Source organism: Veillonella sp. CHU594, assembly GCF_003992265.1.
Classification (GTDB): domain Bacteria; phylum Bacillota; class Negativicutes; order Veillonellales; family Veillonellaceae; genus F0422.
Window position 1 is genome coordinate 1 of the sequence record NZ_RQVB01000011.1, and the last position, 21129, is coordinate 21129.

16 protein-coding genes and 1 pseudogene are annotated in these 21129 nt (G+C 38.2%); 15 read left to right on the plus strand and 2 right to left on the minus strand.

The features are described from left to right. The 4 genes and pseudogenes from EO111_RS07585 to EO111_RS07600 all read left to right on the plus strand — a co-directional run. Positions 1 to 683: pseudogene (locus EO111_RS07585) on the plus strand (SIR2 family protein); the annotation flags it as partial. Further along, positions 673 to 2553 carry an ATP-binding protein gene (locus EO111_RS07590; protein WP_127011186.1) on the plus strand — a complete coding sequence of 627 codons (1881 nt, stop codon included), beginning with the start codon at positions 673 to 675 and terminating at the stop codon, positions 2551 to 2553. The pseudogene EO111_RS07585 and the gene EO111_RS07590, both read left to right, overlap by 11 nt. A 72-nt stretch (positions 2554 to 2625) precedes the next feature. Then, positions 2626 to 4602, plus strand: a complete 1977-nt coding sequence (locus tag EO111_RS07595) for a site-specific DNA-methyltransferase (RefSeq protein ID WP_127011187.1) — start codon at positions 2626 to 2628, stop codon at positions 4600 to 4602. A gap of 9 nt (positions 4603 to 4611) precedes the next feature. Then, on the plus strand, positions 4612 to 7659 hold the full coding sequence (locus tag EO111_RS07600; protein WP_127011188.1) for a type III restriction-modification system endonuclease: 3048 nt from the start codon (positions 4612 to 4614) through the stop codon (positions 7657 to 7659). A 176-nt stretch (positions 7660 to 7835) separates the two neighbouring features. On the opposite strand, the gene EO111_RS07605 is transcribed toward EO111_RS07600, so the two are convergent. Continuing rightward, complete coding sequence (locus tag EO111_RS07605; RefSeq protein WP_127011189.1) at positions 7836 to 8759, minus strand: Fic family protein; 924 nt, start codon at positions 8757 to 8759, stop codon at positions 7836 to 7838. Positions 8760 to 8918: 159 nt separating this feature from the next. On the opposite strand from EO111_RS07605, the gene EO111_RS07610 reads away from it, so the two are divergent. From EO111_RS07610 to EO111_RS07640, 8 genes are all read left to right on the plus strand, one after another. Further along, positions 8919 to 9104, plus strand: a complete 186-nt coding sequence (locus EO111_RS07610) for a hypothetical protein (protein ID WP_240642263.1) — start codon at positions 8919 to 8921, stop codon at positions 9102 to 9104. Positions 9105 to 9369: 265 nt separating this feature from the next. Beyond that, positions 9370 to 11508, plus strand: a complete 2139-nt coding sequence (gene cooS / locus EO111_RS07615) for an anaerobic carbon-monoxide dehydrogenase catalytic subunit (RefSeq protein WP_062401644.1) — start codon at positions 9370 to 9372, stop codon at positions 11506 to 11508. A 209-nt stretch (positions 11509 to 11717) separates the two neighbouring features. Then, entirely contained in the window at positions 11718 to 11891 is a 174-nt protein-coding gene (locus EO111_RS08330) for a hypothetical protein (protein WP_156439334.1), read from the plus strand. A gap of 87 nt (positions 11892 to 11978) precedes the next feature. Next, positions 11979 to 12701, plus strand: a complete 723-nt coding sequence (locus EO111_RS07620) for a class I SAM-dependent methyltransferase (RefSeq protein WP_164727624.1) — start codon at positions 11979 to 11981, stop codon at positions 12699 to 12701. A 9-nt stretch (positions 12702 to 12710) separates the two neighbouring features. Further along, positions 12711 to 13199 carry a DnaA ATPase domain-containing protein gene (locus tag EO111_RS07625; RefSeq protein ID WP_126940387.1) on the plus strand — a complete coding sequence of 163 codons (489 nt, stop codon included), beginning with the start codon at positions 12711 to 12713 and terminating at the stop codon, positions 13197 to 13199. A 156-nt stretch (positions 13200 to 13355) separates the two neighbouring features. Next, positions 13356 to 14897, plus strand: a complete 1542-nt coding sequence (locus EO111_RS07630; protein WP_164727625.1) for a nitrite/sulfite reductase — start codon at positions 13356 to 13358, stop codon at positions 14895 to 14897. Between the two features lie 181 nt (positions 14898 to 15078). After that, positions 15079 to 15762 carry a PepSY domain-containing protein gene (locus EO111_RS07635; RefSeq protein WP_009353293.1) on the plus strand — a complete coding sequence of 228 codons (684 nt, stop codon included), beginning with the start codon at positions 15079 to 15081 and terminating at the stop codon, positions 15760 to 15762. A 7-nt stretch (positions 15763 to 15769) separates the two neighbouring features. Continuing rightward, positions 15770 to 16555: an enoyl-CoA hydratase gene (locus tag EO111_RS07640; protein ID WP_009353363.1), complete on the plus strand. Its 786-nt coding sequence runs from the start codon at positions 15770 to 15772 to the stop codon at positions 16553 to 16555. Between the two features lie 183 nt (positions 16556 to 16738). On the opposite strand, the gene guaC is transcribed toward EO111_RS07640, so the two are convergent. After that, the gene (gene guaC, locus EO111_RS07645) at positions 16739 to 17725 is read right to left on the minus strand and encodes a GMP reductase (RefSeq protein WP_062401653.1); all 987 of its coding nucleotides are present in this window, start codon (positions 17723 to 17725) and stop codon (positions 16739 to 16741) included. Positions 17726 to 17982: 257 nt separating this feature from the next. Between guaC and thiT the strand changes: the two genes are divergently transcribed. The 3 genes from thiT to EO111_RS07660 are packed head-to-tail and all read left to right on the plus strand — an operon-like array spanning position 17983 to position 20946. Beyond that, a complete protein-coding gene (gene thiT / locus EO111_RS07650; protein ID WP_127011192.1) occupies positions 17983 to 18537 on the plus strand; it encodes an energy-coupled thiamine transporter ThiT in 555 nt (184 codons plus the stop codon). A gap of 25 nt (positions 18538 to 18562) precedes the next feature. Beyond that, positions 18563 to 19708 (plus strand): molybdopterin-guanine dinucleotide biosynthesis protein MobB, encoded by a 1146-nt coding sequence (locus EO111_RS07655; RefSeq protein WP_127011193.1) that lies wholly within the window; start codon positions 18563 to 18565, stop codon positions 19706 to 19708. Further along, entirely contained in the window at positions 19708 to 20946 is a 1239-nt protein-coding gene (locus EO111_RS07660) for a molybdopterin molybdotransferase MoeA (RefSeq protein ID WP_127011194.1), read from the plus strand. The genes EO111_RS07655 and EO111_RS07660 overlap by 1 nt, the downstream gene beginning before the upstream one ends. Positions 20947 to 21129: the final 183 nt, after the last annotated feature.

Genomic DNA, 21129 nt, shown 5'->3' on the forward strand with positions numbered 1-21129 from the left:
ATATTACACACAGTGGGTATAATGATACCTATATAAAAGAAGTTCCAACGATCAATTTATTTAAAATGCATGGGTCTATTTCCTGGGATATTGAAGAAAATCATATAGTTATTAAAGAAAAAAATACCCTTATAAGAACACTAAAAGCTATGATAAGGAATATGAAGATTAAGAAAAAGGATGTTAAGGATATTATTAAGGATTCTATAAGTCAAGATCTAGATGAATTTATAAAAAATATTAATGAGAGTGTTAAGGAGTTTTTAGATTTTAAAGATACTCTAGGAGACTTTTTCAACAAAGATTTAAATAAATTTTATACAGAGTATTTAAAGCTACCAATAATTAATCCAGATAAATATAAATTTTTTGAAACAGTTTCTGAACAGCATTATTACCAACTAATAAGATCGTTTAGTTACGAATTAGAGAAAAAACAGGCAGTACTTATAGTATTTGGATTTTCATTTGCGGATGAACATATAAAAGATATCTTTGAGAGATCTTTATTAAATCCTGAATTACAAGTTATCATCATATCCTACTCAAAAAAAGGACAAGATAAGTTAAAACAAACTTTCGGAGGATACAAAAACATAATATTTTTACCAGAAGAAAAACAAAAAGTAAATGGTAATTTTTCATACTTGTTGAGATTGTTAGGTGCCGATAATGGAAAATAATTATGTAGTAGGAAATGTGGTATCCATAGAAGGAATGAGAATAAACATATTGATGAATGAGCATTCTAATTTAGAATCATTTCATCATGATGGCGTATTTTATGATGGTGTTTCTATTGGTAGTTATATTGGAATAATTAGAGGTAGTCATAAAATTATTGGTAGGATAGAAAAAGAGTTTCTTGAAGATGTTGATAAAGAACCGTATAACCATCAATTTTTAAGGGAAAGATTTAGACGCCATATCGAAGTGAGTTTAATTGGTGATATGTATAAAGGAAAATTTGAGTATGGTATAAAAAGGTTTCCTATGATTTTTAATGAAGTAGTTTTATTGAGTGACAATGAAATTAAAATCATCTTACAAAGAAATTCATCTGCTATAAAATATAAACTACTTTTAGGAAAAAGTGTTACTAATGATATACCTATGGAGTTATCTGGAGAAAATTTATTTAATACACATATAGGGATTTTTGGCAATACTGGCAGTGGAAAATCAAACACATTAACAAAATTATATACAGAATTATTTAGTCTGGAAAATAAAAAGATTTGTAAGAATTTTAATAATACAAGTAAATTTTTTGTCATTGATTTTAATGGTGAATATGTTAGGGATGGAGTTTTACATAAAGAGAAGAAGACCTTAGAGTTATCAACTCGAAAGAATAGTCCAGACAATAGTAATAAGCTACCATTAGAAAAAAGTGTGTTTTGGGATATTGAAACGCTTTCAATTTTATATTCTGCAACAGAGAAGACACAAAAACCATTTTTAGTGGGAGCGGTAAAGCGTTATATTAAAGCTGGTCGGATAGAGATTACAACGGATAGAATAATAGAACGCATAGGAGAATCATTTTATAATATATTTAAACAAAATAATAATAAAGAAATGTTGCATTTACTTCACAAATCATTGGAAGTTATTGAGTCTAAGGTCGAGCGTGAATGTGAAAGGAACTATGAAAAGATAAGTGACAGTCAGACCTGGTTACAGGCTAAATGGCATTCAAAATATAATACATATTATCTTGATAGTTTATATATGAATGATGTTAATGATAAAGAGATTCGAGAGCATGAAGAAAAATTAAAAGCGAAGCTGCTAGAACCTAAAGTCAAAAATAATATTGATCATTTAACTATAACAGAGAAATTAAAGATAATAGTAAACTTACATTTAATATATTGTTTGGCATATGGTCGAGTTAATTTTGAACATATTAATCCATTAATTCAAAGGATAATTGCCAGATCTAGTTTCATAGAAAAAACCATTTATGTTTGTGATGAAGAGAAACCGTGGTCATTAGTGAATGTTATTTCTCTTAGGAATTGCAACTTAGAGGCGAAAAAAATGTTACCTCTTTTAATTGCTAAACAGTTATATAATCGTCATAAAGAAGAAAGTTCTGATGACAATAATATTAACTCTACAATTCACTTAATCATAGATGAGGCACATAATGTTTTATCTCTACAATCTACAAGAGAAGAAGAATTTTGGAAAGATTATAGGCTAGAGGTTTTTGAGGAGATTATAAAGGAAGGAAGAAAATTTGGATTTTATCTTACCTTAGCCAGTCAGCGACCTTATGATATTTCTCCTACAATTATTTCACAAGTTCATAATTATTTTATTCATAGGTTAGTGAATGATCAAGATTTAAAGATGATAGGAAATACGATTAATTCTTTAGATAGTGTATCAAAGCAACAAATACCTAATCTTGCTCCCGGTCAATGTATAATTACTGGAACTAGCTTTGATATGCCGTTGCTCGTTCAAGTGGATAAATTATCTAAAGAAAAATCACCATCCAGTGACAACGCAAATTTAATAAAATTATGGTCGAATGTATAGATAAACTAGTTGAATGTTTTTTTATAATATAAGAGACTAATCAATCTTGAAGTCTAAAAAGGAGCTTTTCTAATGGAAAAGATGAAGTTAGAGACTGCGAATGTAGCAGCGAATAATGTAGAGCGTATTGGGGAATTGTTCCCGAATTGCATTACTGAATCTAAGGATGAAAATGGTCAGTTGAAACGGGCCATTAATTTTGAACTGTTGCACCAAATGTTGTCGGAAGACGTGGTGGATGGAAAGGAAGCCTACGAGTTTACTTGGGTGGGCAAGAAAGCATCCATCGTAGAGGCAAACAAGCCCATCCGTAAAACGCTACGCCCTTGCAAGGAAGACAGTGTGAACTGGGATACGACAGAAAACTTGTATATCGAAGGCGATAACTTGCAAGTGTTGAAATTATTGCAAGAAAGTTACCTTGGCAAAGTAAAGATGATTTATATTGACCCACCATATAATACGGGGAATGATTTTATCTATAACGATGACTTTAAAATGGATCGAGATGATTACTCAGAAGAAATGGGTGAATATGATGAAGAAGGAAATCGTATGTTTAAGAATGTAGATGCTAATGGTAGATTTCATTCTGACTGGTGTTCTATGATCTATTCACGATTATTACTAACACGTAATTTGTTATGTGATGATGGAATTATTTTTATCTCAATTAACGATAGTGAGTTGAGTTCTTTAATAAACATATGTGGTGAGGTTTTTGGACAAGAAAATATTATAGCAACATTAATATGGGATAAAAGTGTTAGTGCACAGTCTGGCATTTACAAGGTTTATCATGAATATATTCTCGCTATTGCAAAAAATATCAAAAATATTAAGGTTCCTAGATCTCTTGATAATGATGAATTTGAAGCTGCAGCTATAAAAAAAGTTTCAGGTAGACATCCAGCTTCTTTATTTACATTTCCCAAGGGAACCAAGTTTAATGCTCCTGATGGCACCACTTTATCGGGTAAAGTAGGAGATACGATAAACTTTAATATAATTGATGGAAAAATGGTTGCTAAGAATAATAAGCTTGTTGAAGATGTTACTATTGAGGCAGGATTTACACAAATAAATCAGATGAAACAGTACTTTTATGGCGATAAAGAAAAACTTGTTGATTCAAATGGTCAAAAAATTGTAGAGTTCTTCTTTAACTCTACAGGAAAAATACAGGTAAAAAAAATTCGTGGAGTTGAATCACCGCAAACAACATGTAATTTCGGAACACAAGCTTCTGCATCCAATGCTCTTGCTACATTGTTTGAATTGGATGAACCTCCATTTAGCTCGCCAAAACCCATTGAGATGCTACTAGATTTTATAAGAAGATTTACAAGTGATGACGATATTATACTAGATTTCTTTTCAGGATCTGGGACTACAGCACATTCAACATTTTTATCTAATGCTATGGATGGAGCGAACAGAAAATTTATTCTAGTTCAAATTCAAGAGGATTTGGATTTTGCATTATCTAAAGCGCAAAAGGATGCAGTTAATACACTAAAAGTTGCTATTGAATATTTAGAGACACTTAATGTGCCTCATGTTCTTACCGAAATTGGCAAGGAACGTATACGCCGGGCAGGTCAAAAGATTCTTTCAGAGAATCAAGGGATTGAAAATCTAGACATCGGTTTCCGTGTGCTTAAACTAGACGATACGAATATGAAGGATGTGTACTATGCACCTCAAGAATATACACAGGATGCCTTGTTTAATTTAGCGGAAAATGTGAAGGAAGATCGGACGGGTTTGGATTTGCTATTTGGATGCTTATTGGAATGGGGATTACCCTTATCTATGCCGTATAGTTCTGATATTGTTGATGACTATACTATCCATAATTACAATAATGGAGATCTGATAGCGTGTTTTGATAAAGCGGTTCCAGATCATGTGATTCGATATATGGCAAAGTTACAACCACTTAGGGTCGTATTTCGTGATAATAGCTTTATTGATAGTCCAGCTAAGATTAATGTAGGGGAAATCTTTAAATCCTTGGCGCCAGATACTCGGATTAAGGTCATCTAGGAGGGTGTTATGAAATTACGATTTAAACATCAACGATTTCAAACAGAGGCAACGAAAGCGGTGGTGGATGTCTTTGCGGGTCAACCTTACTTAACACAGTCCTATATGATGGATGCAGGTGTTGTTAAGTCAGCTGAACCAGGGTTTATTGAAGAAGATTTTACTGGTTGGCGCAATGAACCGCTAATACCAGCGATGACGGATGAGATTGTATTAAAGCGGATACAGGAGATACAAAAACGCCACCAAATTACAGTTTCTGATAAACTAGAAAATCGCTATAATCTCACGGTGGAAATGGAAACAGGTGTAGGTAAGACCTATACGTATATCAAGACTATGTATGAGCTAAATCGTCACTATGGTTGGACCAAGTTTATTGTCGTCGTTCCCAACGTAGCTATTCGAGAAGGGGTCTATAAATCCTTTCAGGTGACAGAAGATCATTTTGTAGAAGAGTATGGAAAGAAAATTCGCTACTTTATCTACAATTCGAAGCAGCTCACAGATATTGACCGGTTTGCCTCGGATAGTGGCATCAATGTGATGATTATCAATGCACAGGCTTTCAATGCGTCAGGTAAAGATGCACGACGAATTTACATGGAGTTGGATGAGTTTCGATCTCGTAGGCCTATTGATATCATTGCGAAAACGAACCCCATTGTCATCATTGATGAACCGCAATCTGTGGAGGGAACGAAAACAAAGGAGAATTTGAAGAACTTTAACCCCCTTATGACGTTACGGTATTCGGCGACTCATAAGAGTGATAGTATTTACAACATGGTCTATCGTCTAGATGCGATGGAAGCCTATAACAAGCGATTGGTGAAAAAAATTGCCGTGAAAGGTATTAGCGAATCAGGTAGTACGGCTACGGATAGTTATGTCTATTTGGAAAAGATTAATCTATCCAAGGCTGCACCGACGGCGATGATCCAATTCGATTGCAAAGGGGCCTCTAGTATTCGTAAGATTACTCGCACTGTTAAGGAAGGGTATAATCTGTATGACCATTCTGGGAATATGGAAGAATACAAGGAAGGTTTCGTTGTGTCGCGAATTGATGGCCGTGATGATTCCATTGAGTTTATTAACGGTATCAAGCTTTATGCAGGCGATGTGATTGGTAAGGTTAGCGAAGAGCAAATTCGTCGTATTCAAATCCGAGAAACGATCCTGTCTCATATTGAGCGGGAACGGGAGTTATTCTATAAAGGAATTAAAGTCTTGTCCTTGTTCTTTATTGATGAAGTAGCGAAGTACAAGCAATATAATGAGGCAAAGGAACCTTTCAACGGCATCTATGCAGATATGTTTGAAGAGGAATACAAAGATATTGTAGGACATCTGCAAACTCGGTTTGGGGAAGATGACTATGTGCGTTATTTGGATGCCATTGCTCCAGAGAAAACCCATGCAGGGTATTTTTCCGTAGACAAGCAAGGCGTTATGGTAAATTCAAAGTTGACTCGAAAGGAAACTACTACAGATGATGTGAGTGCCTACGATTTGATTATGAAGAACAAGGAACTCTTGTTGGATAGAAATCCTGAGATATCTCCTGTGCGGTTCATTTTCTCCCATTCTGCCTTACGAGAAGGTTGGGATAATCCCAATGTATTCCAAATTTGTACGTTGAAACAAAGTTCTAGTGAGGTCCGTAAACGACAAGAAGTAGGCCGTGGTCTTCGTCTCTGCGTGAACCAAGATGGGGAACGGATGGATGAGAATATCCTAGGCAAGGATGTGCACGCTGTGAATGTGCTCACCGTTATCGCCAGTGAAAGTTACGATAGCTTTGCCAAAGGATTGCAAAATGAATTAGCCGAGGCCATCGGAGATAGACCAGTTAAGGTAACGGCAGAATTATTCCTTAATAAAGTATTAGTCACGGACAATGGTGAAACAAAGACCATAGATGCTGATAGGGCAGACAAGCTTTATTTTGACTTAATTAAAAAAGAGTATGTGGATCGTGAAGGGGCCCTTACAGATGTGTACTATACTGATAAACAAGAAGGTAACCTGTCCTTTAGCGACGATTTTGATGATGTAGTACCAAGTATTGTAGAACTGTTAGATACGATCTATGATAGTCGTACGATGATGCCAGACAATGCCCGTCAAAATAATGTGGAACTTTCAGTAGATGAAGATAAATTAGCTATGCCAGAGTTTCAGGCACTGTGGTCGAAGATTAACGCCAAATCTGTGTATATCGTTGATTTTGATACGGATGAATTAGTGCAAAAATCTATACATGCCTTAAATATGAAATTGCATGTGCCACCAATCTATGTGAATGTAGAGGAAGGTAGCATGGATATCATTGAGTCAAAGCAGGCGTTACTGACAGGAACAGCGTTTCATGAAGATGGAACCAAGCGCCGTAAGTTTAATGTAGAGGCGAGCTCCAGCGTCAAATACGATTTGATTGGCAAATTAGTGGAGGAAACTGGATTAACACGAAAAGCCGTGATTCAGATATTACAGGAGATTCGACCTGATATATTTAACCAATTTCAATGGAACCCAGAGGAATTTATCCTTCGGGCATCGTCTTTAATTAACGATGAAAAAGCAACGGCCATCATCGAGCATATTACCTATAATGTGCTAGATGAAAGTTATGACACATCCTTGTTTACTGATGTGACGATTAAAGGTCGCTTAGACGCGAATGCGATGAAGGCGAAGAAACATTTGTATGACCATGTAGTATATGATTCTACGAATGAGTTGAATTTTGCTAAAGAGTTAGATTCTGATGCGCATGTAGCGGTCTATGTGAAGTTGCCAGATGGGTTCTATATTACAACGCCAGTGGGGCGGTATAACCCTGACTGGGCCATTGCTTTCCATGAAGGTGATATTAAGCATATCTATTTTATAGCCGAAACAAAAGGGTCCATGAACTCTATGCAGCTGCGCCGTATTGAAGAATCTAAAATTCATTGCGCAAAAGAACATTTCAAGACCATTAGCTCTGGTAATGTGGTCTATAATGTGGTGGATAGTTATCAAGCGTTATTGGAGAAAGTGATGCGGTAGTGACGTTTCTTGTAACGCTATGCAGTCTGTAGCGTTGATAACTGAATATGATAAAGGGAAGCCCATGGCATACTCCTTCTCATACGGTATTTCATAATGTTTGTTCAGGAGCACGCCATGGGCTTCTTGTATTTGTGTGATTTAGGTAGTAAGGACCGCCACAAAGGCTGCTACGGCTAACGGTGTTCCTTGTGGGGAATCTCAAGGTATTCTAATAGGCGATTGATCGTGTCTTGTCCATCGTAACAGGTGTCGATGAGGTATCCTGGTTCACGCAAAAATTCTGTTAAGCCTCGATAATAAAAATATTTTTTGCTATCTTCGATGATAAAGGGGATTAGATTGTGTTTTAGACACTCTTTAAAGGCAATGAGTCTACCTACTCGGCCGTTTCCATCTTGAAATGGATGGATGCGTTCGAAACGGAAATGAAATTCCACGATATCTTCAAATGAAATATGTTGTTTGCTAGTATACCATGTTAGTAAATTTTGTATATCTCCTGCTACTTGCTCAGGTGTTGAAGTCTCTCGGCCACCGACTACATTAGGCCGTGTTTTGTAGTCTCCTACTTTGAACCAAGAAAGTTTTTCGTCTTTAGTATTATTTTTTAATAGATAGTGAAGGTGTTTGATACATTTTTCTGTTAATGTATCTTCTGCGATATCAATGCAGTAATCAATGGCTCTGAAATGGTTGACGGTTTCGATGATATCATCAACGGACAGACTCTCTTCTCCGTGAATTGTGTTGGTTTCGAAGATATGTCTAGTTTGATCTTCGTTCAACTTACTTCCTTCGATATGGTTCGAGTTATAGGTCATACGCACTTGGAGTTCATGGTAAAGTCCACCAGAGATTCCATGCTCTTTTTCTTCTCGCAATTGCTTAAGGATAGGGTTGTCAGGCTCTAGTGTGTAGAGATCTGCTGGGGAACAAAAAAAGTACTCACATAACTTGCGTATGACCGAGGATGAAAGTTTTTCACCTTTAGAAATTTTTGCGATAGTTCTTGAAGATATGTGAAGTAATTGCGTTAAATGAGATTTGTGTAGGTTATGTTCTTGTAATAGGCGGAGTAATCCTTGATAATTATACATATGGCACCTCTTTCATCTTTACTTATCATATAAAAAATACTATAAAAAGTAAAGATTTAAGGATAGAAAGTAAAGATTTATGGAAAAAAGTAAAGATATGCGTCTAATAAGTAAAGGATAATGAAAGATTGGACGATACACCTGTCGTGGGAGTTCCATGTGATAGAAGGAGAATCTCATTTCTTGGAGCAACAAATTTGTGATGGTTTAGTTGATGTAGGACTATTCCCGGCACCTATTTATTCTCAAGCTCTTGAAAGCTATCCCGTACTTGATGAGCAAATCTTGCTAGTTATATTATTCTATCGATTAAAGAGTTTAATTCCTGAAATTTACGGGAATTAAACTCTTTTGCTTTGTGAAGGAAAACTGAAAATATCGGATTTGATAAATATAGTAAATGCAGCCTTTCTTGATAAAAATGAGTCAAAAAAATCTCAAAAAGTAATTGACAGATGTCTAGTCAGAGAATATACTTAAGGTAATTTAAAACCTATTTAGGAGTAGGGTTTAAAACCTACAAGTATAGTGTTTTAAAAATCGAAATAAAAGTAGAATATGTTTTCATGTTATTGACGGTTGGCCTATGTAGGCCCCTAGGAGGTTCATTATGAGTAAAGATGTGGAAAACAAAAATACCCATGACCATAGCCATGGCGAACATCATCACCATCATGATCATGACAATCATCATGACCATTGCCATTGTGGCGGTCACCATCACGACCATGATCACAGTCATGACAAAGCACTACCAACGGATAAATGGGTGCCACACACTCATGAACCAGGCGTGCCTCATGAACATGGTGTAAATGACTACATGAAAGCCGTTGCTGAATATCGAAAAACATGGCCTACCAAACAAGATGTTATCGAACAAACACCAGATCCTGCTGTGCGCGAAATGATTCTCCGCATGGAGCAAATTGGTTGCGATACAGTATTTGATCGTTTTGATAAACAACAACCACAATGTACATTTGGTATTGCGGGTATATGTTGTCGTATCTGTTTCATGGGCCCTTGTAAAATTACACCTAAGAGTCCTCGCGGTGTCTGCGGTGCGGATGCTGACCTCATCGTAGCTCGTAATATGACACGTGCTGCTGCAGGTGGTTTGACTCAACATGGTGCGCATGCTCGTGAAATTTTGATTTCTTTGAAAGCTGCTGCTAATGACCAATTGGATATTCCGATTTTAGGGGAAGAAAAAATCCGTACTGTATGTAAGGCTTTCAACATCCCTGAAGAAGGTCGTTCTTTAAAAGAAGTAGCTAATGATTTAGCGGATGTATTGCTCGAAGATTTGAGCCGTGCATTGCCAGGTGAATATAAAACAATTACAGCGTTGGCTCCTGCAGAGCGTCGCGAAGTTTGGAAAAACTTGGATATCTTGCCTGTTTCCGCATACAATGAAGCCTTTGATGCATATCATCGTACAACCGTAGGTACAGATGGCGATTGGGAAAGTAATATGAAACAATTCTTGCGTTGTGGTCTTGCTTTCACATTTACTGGTGTAGTAGCTGCAGATATCGCTACTGATGCATTATTCGGTCAAGGCGGTCGCCGTACATCCAAAGTTAATATTGGTGCTTTGAAAAAAGGTTATGTTAATATAGCTGTTCATGGTCACTTACCAACATTGGTTTCTCAAATTTGTACAATTGGTGCGTCCGAAGAGTATTTAGAAAAAGCAAAAGCTATCGGTGCTAAAGGCATCCAATTCTACGGTATTTGCTGCTCTGGCTTATCCAGTATGTACCGTTATGAAAATGTAATTCCATTGTGTAATGCTATCGGTGCTGAACTTGTACTTGGTACTGGCGCTCTTGATTGCTGGGTAGCTGACGTTCAAGACGTATATCCTGCTATCATGGACGTAGCACGTTGCTTTAACACAAAAGTTATTACTACATCTGATGCAGCTCGTTTGCCAGGTGCTGAGCATATCGGTTACGATCATCACCATACTAACTTGTCTGAGACAAAAGAATTGGCGCGCAAAATTTTGGATCGTGCTCTTGAAGCGCATGAATTGCGTAAAGGTATGCCTGTATTCATTCCACCATACGAAATCACTGCAGAAGTTGGCTTCTCTCCAGAATCTACTGTTAAACATTATGGTTCCTTCAAACCATTGGCAGAGGCTTTAAAATCTGGTAAAGTTCGTGGTATCGTTAACGTAGTAGGTTGTTCTAACCCTCGCGTTATCTACGAAAAAGCTACTGTAGATATCGTTGATACACTTATTAAAAATGGTTGTATCATCTTAACAAATGGTTGTGCATCCTTCCCATTGATGAAACTTGGTTACTGTAATACAGATGCTATTAAAAAATGTAGCCCTGCATTACAAGAGTTCTTGGGTGATGATCAACCACCAGTATGGCATGTTGGTGAATGTGTAGATAATGCTCGTTCTTCTGGTATCTTTGGTGGTATTGCGGCTGAATTAGGTCTTAACTTACCACAAATGCCATTTGCAATGTCTAGTCCTGAATGGTCTAACGAAAAAGGTATCGATGCATCCCTTGGCTTCCGCCTAATGGGGATTAACTCTTACCACTGCGTTGAGCCACCTACACAAGGCTCTGATGCTGTAACAAAATGGTTGAAAGAAGACACTAAACACACATTAGGCTCTGTTATGTATGTAAATACTGATCCTGCTAAAGTAGCTGAGAAAATCTTGGCAGATATGGATGAAAAACGCGCTGCTTTAGGTTGGGCTGAAGTAAAATAGTTTATCTTTTTGATAAATTATAATTTGTAGTTAAGTATACAAACACGCTCTATAGATCTTGTAGTTATTATAAGGGCTCTATACTAAATGTTGGGGCTACTCATATAAGAGTAGCCACCAACATTTTTTTGTTGCAATAAAATAGACATATACAAACTCAAACCGTATCATTAAAAGCAACCACTCAATTAAGAAAGGATGAGTCATATATGTCTACAGTTAATTATACAGAAATTATCTTTAAAATTAAAGAGGAATATATCAAACATACAAGAGTAAATGAGGACGGATCTGTTCATTTCACACTTGAAATGCCAGTAGCTGAGCAAGTATGTCCACATTGCGGAGCACGTACTTTAGTGTGGAATCTCAAGGTATTTTAGTAGGCCTTTATCCATCTGTTCGTGACTCAAGATACATACAAAACTATGTTCCTCATGGTATAATACGATACGATGCAAGGAGGGTATATGCAGATACGAGATAGAATTATGGCCTATTGGAAAGGGCGAAGCGATGATTTTGGAGCACTGCGCATGAAGGAATTACAATCGAATCTAGCGCCACGATGGTTGCGAGAGATTACTCCGCATCTTAAGGACACCCATCAACGGATTTTAGATTTGGGCACGGGTACAGGCTTTTTTGCCTTTTTACTGGCCCAAAAGGGCTATTCGGTGACCGGCATTGATTTGACGGAAGACATGATTGCGGTGGCGAAGGAGCAAGTGTTGGTATTGCAGGACTCATTACAAGGTACGGTGGACTTTCACTGTATGGATGCTATGCAACTGGAATATGCAGATGCGTCCTTCGATGTCATCTTAGCGCGCAATCTGACGTGGACCTTGCCTGATGTGGAAGCAGCCTATAAGGAATGGTACCGTGTGCTTGCGCCGAAAGGGGTGCTTATCAATATCGATGGTGATTATGGAGTAGAACTCAAAGTGCCTGTGGTGGCACAGCACCATATTCATGAGACAGTATCGAATGAGACTATGCAAGAATGCATTGCTATTACGGAAGGACTATCTATCAGTCGTATGGATCGCCCCCATTGGGATGTGCATATGATTCGGAAAGCAGGTTTTTCCAGAGTGTATCTAGATATGGCAGTGAGTAGCCGTATCTATGATGAAGAAGATGAATTATACAATCCAGTGCCACTCTTTTCCATTGTGGCTAGGAAATAAGGAGTAATTATGCAAACATTTGAAACTTTCAAGGTAACAGAGAAAAATAAATTCGCTATGGCTTCTGCGTTGGCGATGACTGATTTTACAAAGTGCTTTGAGCCAGTACTATTTCTATTTGGCCAAGCTAATGTGGGTAAAACGCATCTATTGAAAGCCATGGAACAAGAGGCGGTAAAAGGAAACCCTAACATCCGTGTTCGTTATGTGACAGGAGCGCAATTCATTAAAGAATACAATGACAGTGTGACCTATGGAGAAGTGGCAGATTATATGGAAGAATACTGTAAGCTACATTTATTATTAGTGGATGATGTGCAGGATATTGTGTATAGCGATGATGAAGGAACTAAAAAGATGTTTATGCGTCTTGTACAAGGCATGAAAGCAAAAGCTCGTCGTATGGCAGTGACGTTTGATGATACGTTTGACTCTGAAGATCGTTCTAATGAATTGCAGAATGAATTGACTGATGGAGTTGTGGCTTTCATCGAATAGAAAAATGAATAGAAAGCGGTTATTATACTGTATAACTAAGTGATATAACCTATGAAAAGAGGCGGATTTCAATCTATAGAAATCCGCCTTAATATCTGTTATACTTGGGAAGAAGAGTTTTCTATTGAGCGAGTGCTCAGGAGAGGAGAAAGTATAATGGCTATTTCAGAAGAAGTACGACAACGATTTGCGGGAGAGTTTGAAAAGTTCCAAGCAGGGATTGAAGGTTTCTTTAAGAAGGAAATTGCCCCAAAGGATTTCAAAGGCATTGGTGGAGGATTTGGTAGTTATGCAGAACGCGGACATGAAAGTGCAATGTTGCGTTTGCGTTTCTTGGGATCTCGTATTCTTCCTTACCAAATGAAATTCTTGGTAAATTCTGTAAAGAAATACGATTTAAAATATGTACATTTCACAACAGGTCAATGTATTCAATTCCATCAATTACAAGGTGAACAAATCTTAGAGTTGTATAAAGACTGTTTTGAACATGACATCTATAATCGTGGTACTGGTGGAGATAACTTGCGTAATGTAACGGCAAGCCCATTACATGGGGTACATCCTGATGAGCCATTTGCAGTGACTCCTTACTTGCAAGCAGCTAGTGAGTATGCTGTATCTTTAATTGGTACCTTAGCATTACCACGTAAATATAAAATTGGTTTCTCTGTGGTAGACAATGAGGGCCATGCAAATTATAAAGATTTAGGATTTTTGGCAAAAGAAAATGGTACCTTTGATGTCTATGCTGGTGGTGGCATGGGTGGTGGTTCTGCATTCGGCGTGTTAGTAGCAGAAAATGTAGATCCAAAAGAAACATTACAACATATCGATGGCATGTTGCATTTGTATCATGAATTGGGTGACTTTAACAATCGTGGTAAAGCACGTTCTCGTTTCATTGCACAACGCTTAGGGGAAGAAGAGTTCCGTAAAGCGTATCATGAATATTTAGAAAAATCTAAAGCAGCCCATGATTTGACATTGTTTGTGGCGCCTTATGAAGTGAAAAAAGTAGGTACCACAACACCGGCTACACCGTTGGCAGAGCCACAAAAGCAAGAAGGCTTGTACTACATCCAATACAAACCATTAGTAGGTACACCGCCAATCGACGTATTCGTAAAATTATTTGATTACGTAGGCGGTTTAGAAGAAACAGAAATCCGTATTTGTGGTGATGAATCTGTGTACATCGTAAACTTAACAGGAGAAGAAGCGGATGCAGTAGCGGCTATTATCGCTGATACTCATGCGAAAAATAACTTCGAGCACACTGTATCTTGTGTAGGTGCAACCATTTGTCAAATCGGTTTCCAAGATTCTTCTGGACTTGTGAAAGTCATCAAAGAAGCAGTGGAAGGTGCCGGTTTATCTACCGATCGTTTGCCACAATTACATGTATCTGGATGCTTATCTTCTTGTGGTACACATCAAGTAGGCTCCTTAGGGCTTCATGGTTTTACTAAACTAGTGGATAGTAAACCGCAACCAGCTTTTAAAGTGTTCATCAACGGTAATGGTGAATTAGAAGGCCCACGTATGTCTGATGAAGTGGGTGTAGTCACAGTGGAAGACATTCCTCATTTCTTCATTGACCTTGTGAAAGCACTGGAAGCAGTAGGACAAGATTTTGACACATGGAAAGATCAACAACCAGAAGCATTACAAGCAGTAATTAGTAAATATCTATAATGTATATAAAAACGTTCTTACTTAGGTAGGAGCGTTTTTACTTTGAGTAACTATGTATTATATTGAAGAAATTGCATAGATACGGTATAATGAAAGAGATATCTCAAGATTGAGAATGCAAACTTCGTGGAGTATAGTCATGTAAGTTTTGTTCATAGAATTGTATATATAGGAGAGTCCAATGAAAAAAAGTACATTAGCCTTAGTAGGAGCTATGGCATTTGCTACAACCTTTGCAGTAGCGCCACAAGCACATGCTGAAATCAATGAATATTCTAACTTAAATGATAAAACAGTGGTGGTGCGCCAACCTGGTCAATCCATGGTATTGTCCATGCGTGAAGTAGCAGGTATCTTTGTGGGCCGTTATGTAAAAGCAGCCGTTAGCTCTATTACACTGGATCCATCAAAAGGTAATTATCAGTATGTGGTGGTAGGGTATACACCGAAACAAAAAATTACCATTGATGTAGACGTAATTACTGGTAAAGTAGTGCGTGAATTCCGTTCTAGTAAAGCAAAAGATGTAGCGTCTAAAGTCTTTAATCCATTGAAAGTCATTTCCCCAAAAGAAGCAGAAGTAGCAGCTCGTGCTTTGGTAGGAGAAGGTTCTTTCACTAGAGGATGGGAAATTAAAGCGGAAAATAATGAAGTGCATTATATGGTGCGCACACAAGATAAAGATGAAAAAGAATATAGTGTAAAAGTAGATGCTGTGACAGGTCAAGCCTTAGAAAAAGGGGAACCTATCGACTGGGCAAAAATTAAAGCAGATCGCTTGCGTAATGATGGGGTAGGTAAACCATTTACATTACAAGAAGAACCAGAAGATGTAGATGCAGATCCTACGAAAACATTAAAATAGGTGAAGTATGACGTATCAAAATATTATATTTAGCATCGAAGGTAATGTGGCGACCATAACATTTAATCGTCCAGAAGTACAAAATGGTTTTAATGTGCCTATGTGCCAAGAAATTCTGGATGCTATCCGTGTGGTAAAGGAAACTGATGAGGCCCGTGTATTAGTCTTTAAAGCAGAAGGTAAGGTCTTTTCTGTAGGTGGTGACTTAACAGAAATGAAACGAGCTGTAGAAGAAGATGATACTGAGTCCTTGTTTGAGATTACTCACTTGGTGATGGAAATTTCTTTAGCTATGAAGCATTTGCCAAAACCTGTTGTTATGTGTACTGATGGTGCTGTGGCAGGGGCGGCTTTCAATATGGTGTTGGCAGCAGATATGTGCGTAGCTTCAACAAATAGTCGTTTCATTCAAGCCTTTGTCAATGTGGGACTAGCACCTGATGCAGGTGGTATGTATTTGTTGAGTCGTGCTGTAGGTATCAACAGAGCTATGCAACTGGCTATGACAGGAGAAGCGGTAACAGCTGAAAAAGGTAAGGAATATGGCTTTGTCTATAAAGTGTGTGAACCAGAGATTTTGGAACGCACAACGAATCGTTTAGTGCAACGCTTGGCGAAAGGGCCAGTTCAATCTTTCCGAGCGATGAAACAAATGATGTGGGCTAGTTTCTTTACAAATTTTGAGGAATATGCGGAATTAGAAGTGAAAATCCAAAATTCCTTAGGAGAAACAGAAGACTTCCGTGAAGGTGTGCGTGCTTTTGCTGAAGGAAGACGACCTAAATTTAAATAGTGCATCTGAGGATGTGAAAAAAGAGCTATTACGACTAAATAAGGTCGATAATAGCTCTTTTTGCATTGGAGAAGGTACATCTCGTAAGGGATATTCTGTTCGTATATAAAATAAGATGCATGGTTCAAAAGTATTCCAATATAAAGAGGACCCTCCTAGAGAAGAGTCCTCGTGTATATGTGATTACCGGTCGCCGTTAAAGATAGAGTTTTTAACAATGACATAATCAACTTTTTTGATGGCTTGTAGTGTAGTACCACCAGCGTAGGAGATAGAAGATTGCAAATCTTGTTCCATTTCAGTCAATGTGTCGAAGATACTGCCTTTGGATTGGATTGTGATTTTTTTGCCTTCTACATTTTTCCGTTCCCCTTTTTGGTGTTCAGAAGCACTGCCAAAGTATTCTTTATAAGCTACGCCGTCAATAGTCACTTCTTTACCTGGGGATTCGATATGACCAGCGAATAAAGAGCCAATCATAACAAAGGAAGCTCCGAAGCGGATGGATTTGGCAATGTCACCGTGATCACGGATACCGCCGTCTGCGATGATAGGTTTTGTGGCTGCTTTTGCACACCAACGAACAGCAGATAATTGCCAACCACCAGTACCAAAACCAGTTTTTAGTTTTGTGATACATACTTTACCAGGTCCGATGCCTACTTTAGTAGCATCAGCACCAGCATTTTCTAGTTCACGAACGGCCTCTGGAGTACCTACGTTACCAGCGATAACAAAGCTTTCAGGAAGCTCACGTTTAATGTGTTGAATCATGTCGATAACGCTGTTGGAATGACCGTGAGCGATATCGATAGTAATATATTCTGGGCATAGATTTGCTTCTTTTAATTCCTTAACGAATTCAAATTCCTCTGGTTTTACACCGATGGAAATAGATGCAAATAAACCTGCCTCATGCATGTCTTTTACAAAGTCCAAACGTTTTTCTGGTTGGAAGCGGTGCATGATGTAGAAATAGTTTTCAGCCGCTAATTGTTTTGCTAATTTTTCATCGATGATGGTTTGCATATTAGCTGGCACAACTGGTAAGCGGAATGTATGATTTCCCAGTTTCACCGTTGTGTCACATTCGCTACGGCTGGATACGATACACTTATTCGGTATCAATTGCACGTCTTCATAATCGAAAATGTTTGTAGTATTGATCATTATTTATTGCCCCCTAAATAGACAGAATTAGGATTACGACATAATCCTTATCTATTATACATAAGACCTCTTATCTTGGCAACAATAGGAAGGATATACTTAGTCATTTTTGATATGCTAATTTGTACTAAAGGAATCCTGTATTTTGTGAAAAAATATATAGATAAAAATAGATTAAAAGTGATACAATAAAAAGAAATATAATAGAGAATTTGATAATATATTTCAATGTATCGTAATCTAAAAAGGAGATAGATATGAGTTATACAAGTTCAAGAAAAACAAAAATGCTAGTAGAAGGCGGTCTAGTCATCGCTATGGCACAAATTCTGAGCATGTATGTGATTTACCAAATGCCGCAAGGTGGTGCTGTGAAAGCAGCTAATTTAGTACCCCTTTTAATTTATGCGTATCGTTGGGGTGGTCGTGCTGGCATGCTAACGGGAGTCGCCTATGGGATTGTCCATTTTTTAGTGGGATTTAAATTTTCCATTCATTACATGAGCATTATTTTGGACTATATTTTGGCGTATGGTGCCATCGGTATGGCAGGATTTTTTGGTGGTTCTGGTACTGTGAAAGCCTTCTTTGGCGCAATTTATGCAATCTTAACACGCTTTGCCATATCTGCCATTAGTGGTGTGGTTGTGTTTGGTTCTTATGCGCCAGAAGGGATAAGTCCTTGGATTTACTCCTTAACGTATAATGCAACATATATGTTGCCAGATATGGTGATTAATCTTGTAGTATTGGCATTGTTGTATGTGCCAGTGATGCGTGGACTAGGTCGTGTGACACCAAGCCATAAATAAGAAAATATCTAGACAGGAGATATCTATGATTTCTGAATTAGGAATTATTGTGTTAGCGGGTGGACTTAGCACTCGTATGGGGACGGATAAAACGAGATTACCATGGGGCAGTACCACTTTATTAGGGGAAATGCTCCGTAAGGCGGTCCTCACAGAATGTGGAGAAATTTTAGTCTCCATTAATCGCGAATTAGAAGAATCAGAGGCACATATTATTGAAGAGGCTCGTTCTTTTGGTCGACATATTCAATTAGTGCCAGATACAATTGCTATGAAAGGCCCTCTTAGTGGACTGCAATCAGCCCTTTCAGTAGGTACTCGGGAAGCCTATATCGTAGTGTCTGCAGATATGCCATGGTTTTCCTTTCACTGGTTGCCGTCTTGGGAAGTGCATATAGATGCATTTTTACAAGGCGAATTATTAGCTATGGTTCCCTATGTAGGATTACAGGAATATGAGCCATTAGCGGCCATTTATAAACGATCGGTGCTAGATACGATTCAAGAATCCCTAGAAGGTGAAGATGTGTCTATGCACGGAGTATTAGATAAGATTCCTTATATGGAAATGGATATGATTGAAGAAGCAGAGCTATATAGCAATGTGAATACTAGATTATCCTATAAGTTGGCAAAAGCTAAATCTGCTAATCGTGAACGCTCTGTTCCCATTGTGACCATTAGTGCGAGCCAATCTAAGTCGGGTAAAACGGCGGTGGCTACGTCTCTCATCAATCGCCTTTCACAACGAGGCATCGTGGTGGGGATGGTGAAAAGTGACGGTCATGGATTTAGCATGGATCAGGAAGGTACTGATACATGGAAGGCTAGTCAAGCAGGGGCTAAAGCGGTGGCGATAGCTGGACCCAATGGATATGCCATGGTAGTACATGGTGAAAGTATGCAACGACAACAGCAACTCATTCGTTTGGCCAATGAAATGCCAGTGGATTTGGTGCTCCTAGAAAGTAGAAGTCATGGGGTGGCACCTATTATTGAAGTGGTCCGTGCCAATCATAATGATACACGGTTACAGCAATTAGAAGATATTGTGGCAGTAGTTACAGATATAGATGATACATTAGATGGGAATACCATTTGCGAGCAATTTAGTTTCAGGGATGAAGATATGGATCGATTAGCAGATTGGATATTGAAGGAGTTGTTATAATGCAAGTAGTAACAGTAGAAGAAGGCTTACAGTTGCTAGAAACTCCTTTTACCCAAAATAGATATAAAATAGAGAGGGAATCTGTATCCATTGGACACTCCTATGGTAGAGTACTAGAAACGACGGCTTTAGCTAAGATGAATTATCCTCCCTTTAGGCGTTCGGCTATGGATGGTATTGCCATTCGATATGCAGAAGATACAAGGACATATCGTATACTAGAGATTATTGGTGCAGGTGAAGTCTTTCAAGGTCAATTAGAGCCTGGTGAAGGGATTCACATTATGACGGGTGCCATGGTACCAGACACTGCAGATACGGTGGTGGTAAAAGAAGCTCTTACTTGGAATAACGATATGGAGGTGACTGTACCTAGTCGCATAGAACGGGGGCAACATATTATCCTCGAAGGGGAAGATATACAAATCGGTCAAGAATTATTGCCTGCTGGTACTGTATTGGAAGCGGAGCAAGTTGGGACTTTAGCGGGGCAAGGATATAGTGAAGTCTCAGTGTATCGTAAGCCAAGAGTTATTGTGCTCACCACAGGGCGTGAAGTACAAGATCCATCAGAGCCACTACGAGTGGGGCATATTTATAACTCTAATCGGTATTTACTAGAAGGCACCTTACATGCTTTAGGTGTTGATGTAGTGGGAGTAGCCCATCTATCGGATGCGCCAGGTACAGTAGATGACAATATTGCTACCGTACGTCATATGCTAGATACATTGGGACCGGTGGATATGATTATCAGCACCGGAGGTGTATCTGTAGGTGACTATGATACTATGCCTGAATTGTACGAACGATTAGGGGCTAATGCATTGTATCGACGGTTACATATGCGCCCAGGTGCTGCATCCTTCGGTGGTATCATTACGATTGATGACCATAGTATATGGTGCATGGGCTTATCTGGTAATCCTACGGCTGCGATGAATCAGTTCTATTTATTGGTGCTGCCTGTGTTAGAGCGGTTGTCTGGACAGACGGTAATGACTAGGTGGATAGAATGTTACCTAGGTGAAGTGGCAGATAGAAAACATCCTCTTGACCGCTATTATCAAGGGCATATTAGGTACGAAGCTGGTTCTTGTTGGGCATACCCTAACTTAGGGATGACATCGGGAGGTTTAAAATCTTTATCGGTAGCTAATGGTTTGATTAAAATTCCAGGAAATAGCGATCGATTAGAGAGAGGAACATTAGTAAAAGTGTTGCCGTTTACTCGATAAAAAGAATAAAGAAACAAAAATGTGAATAAATACCCTGTTTTATGGGGGTTAATCTTGTAGAATTAGAAAAAATCTGCTATAATAATTCTATAGAATTTTATAAGTAAGGTCTACAAAGAGACACATCGTACATGTACCCTGTGCCTCTTTTTATATGGACTTTAAAGGGTAGTATTTATGAAA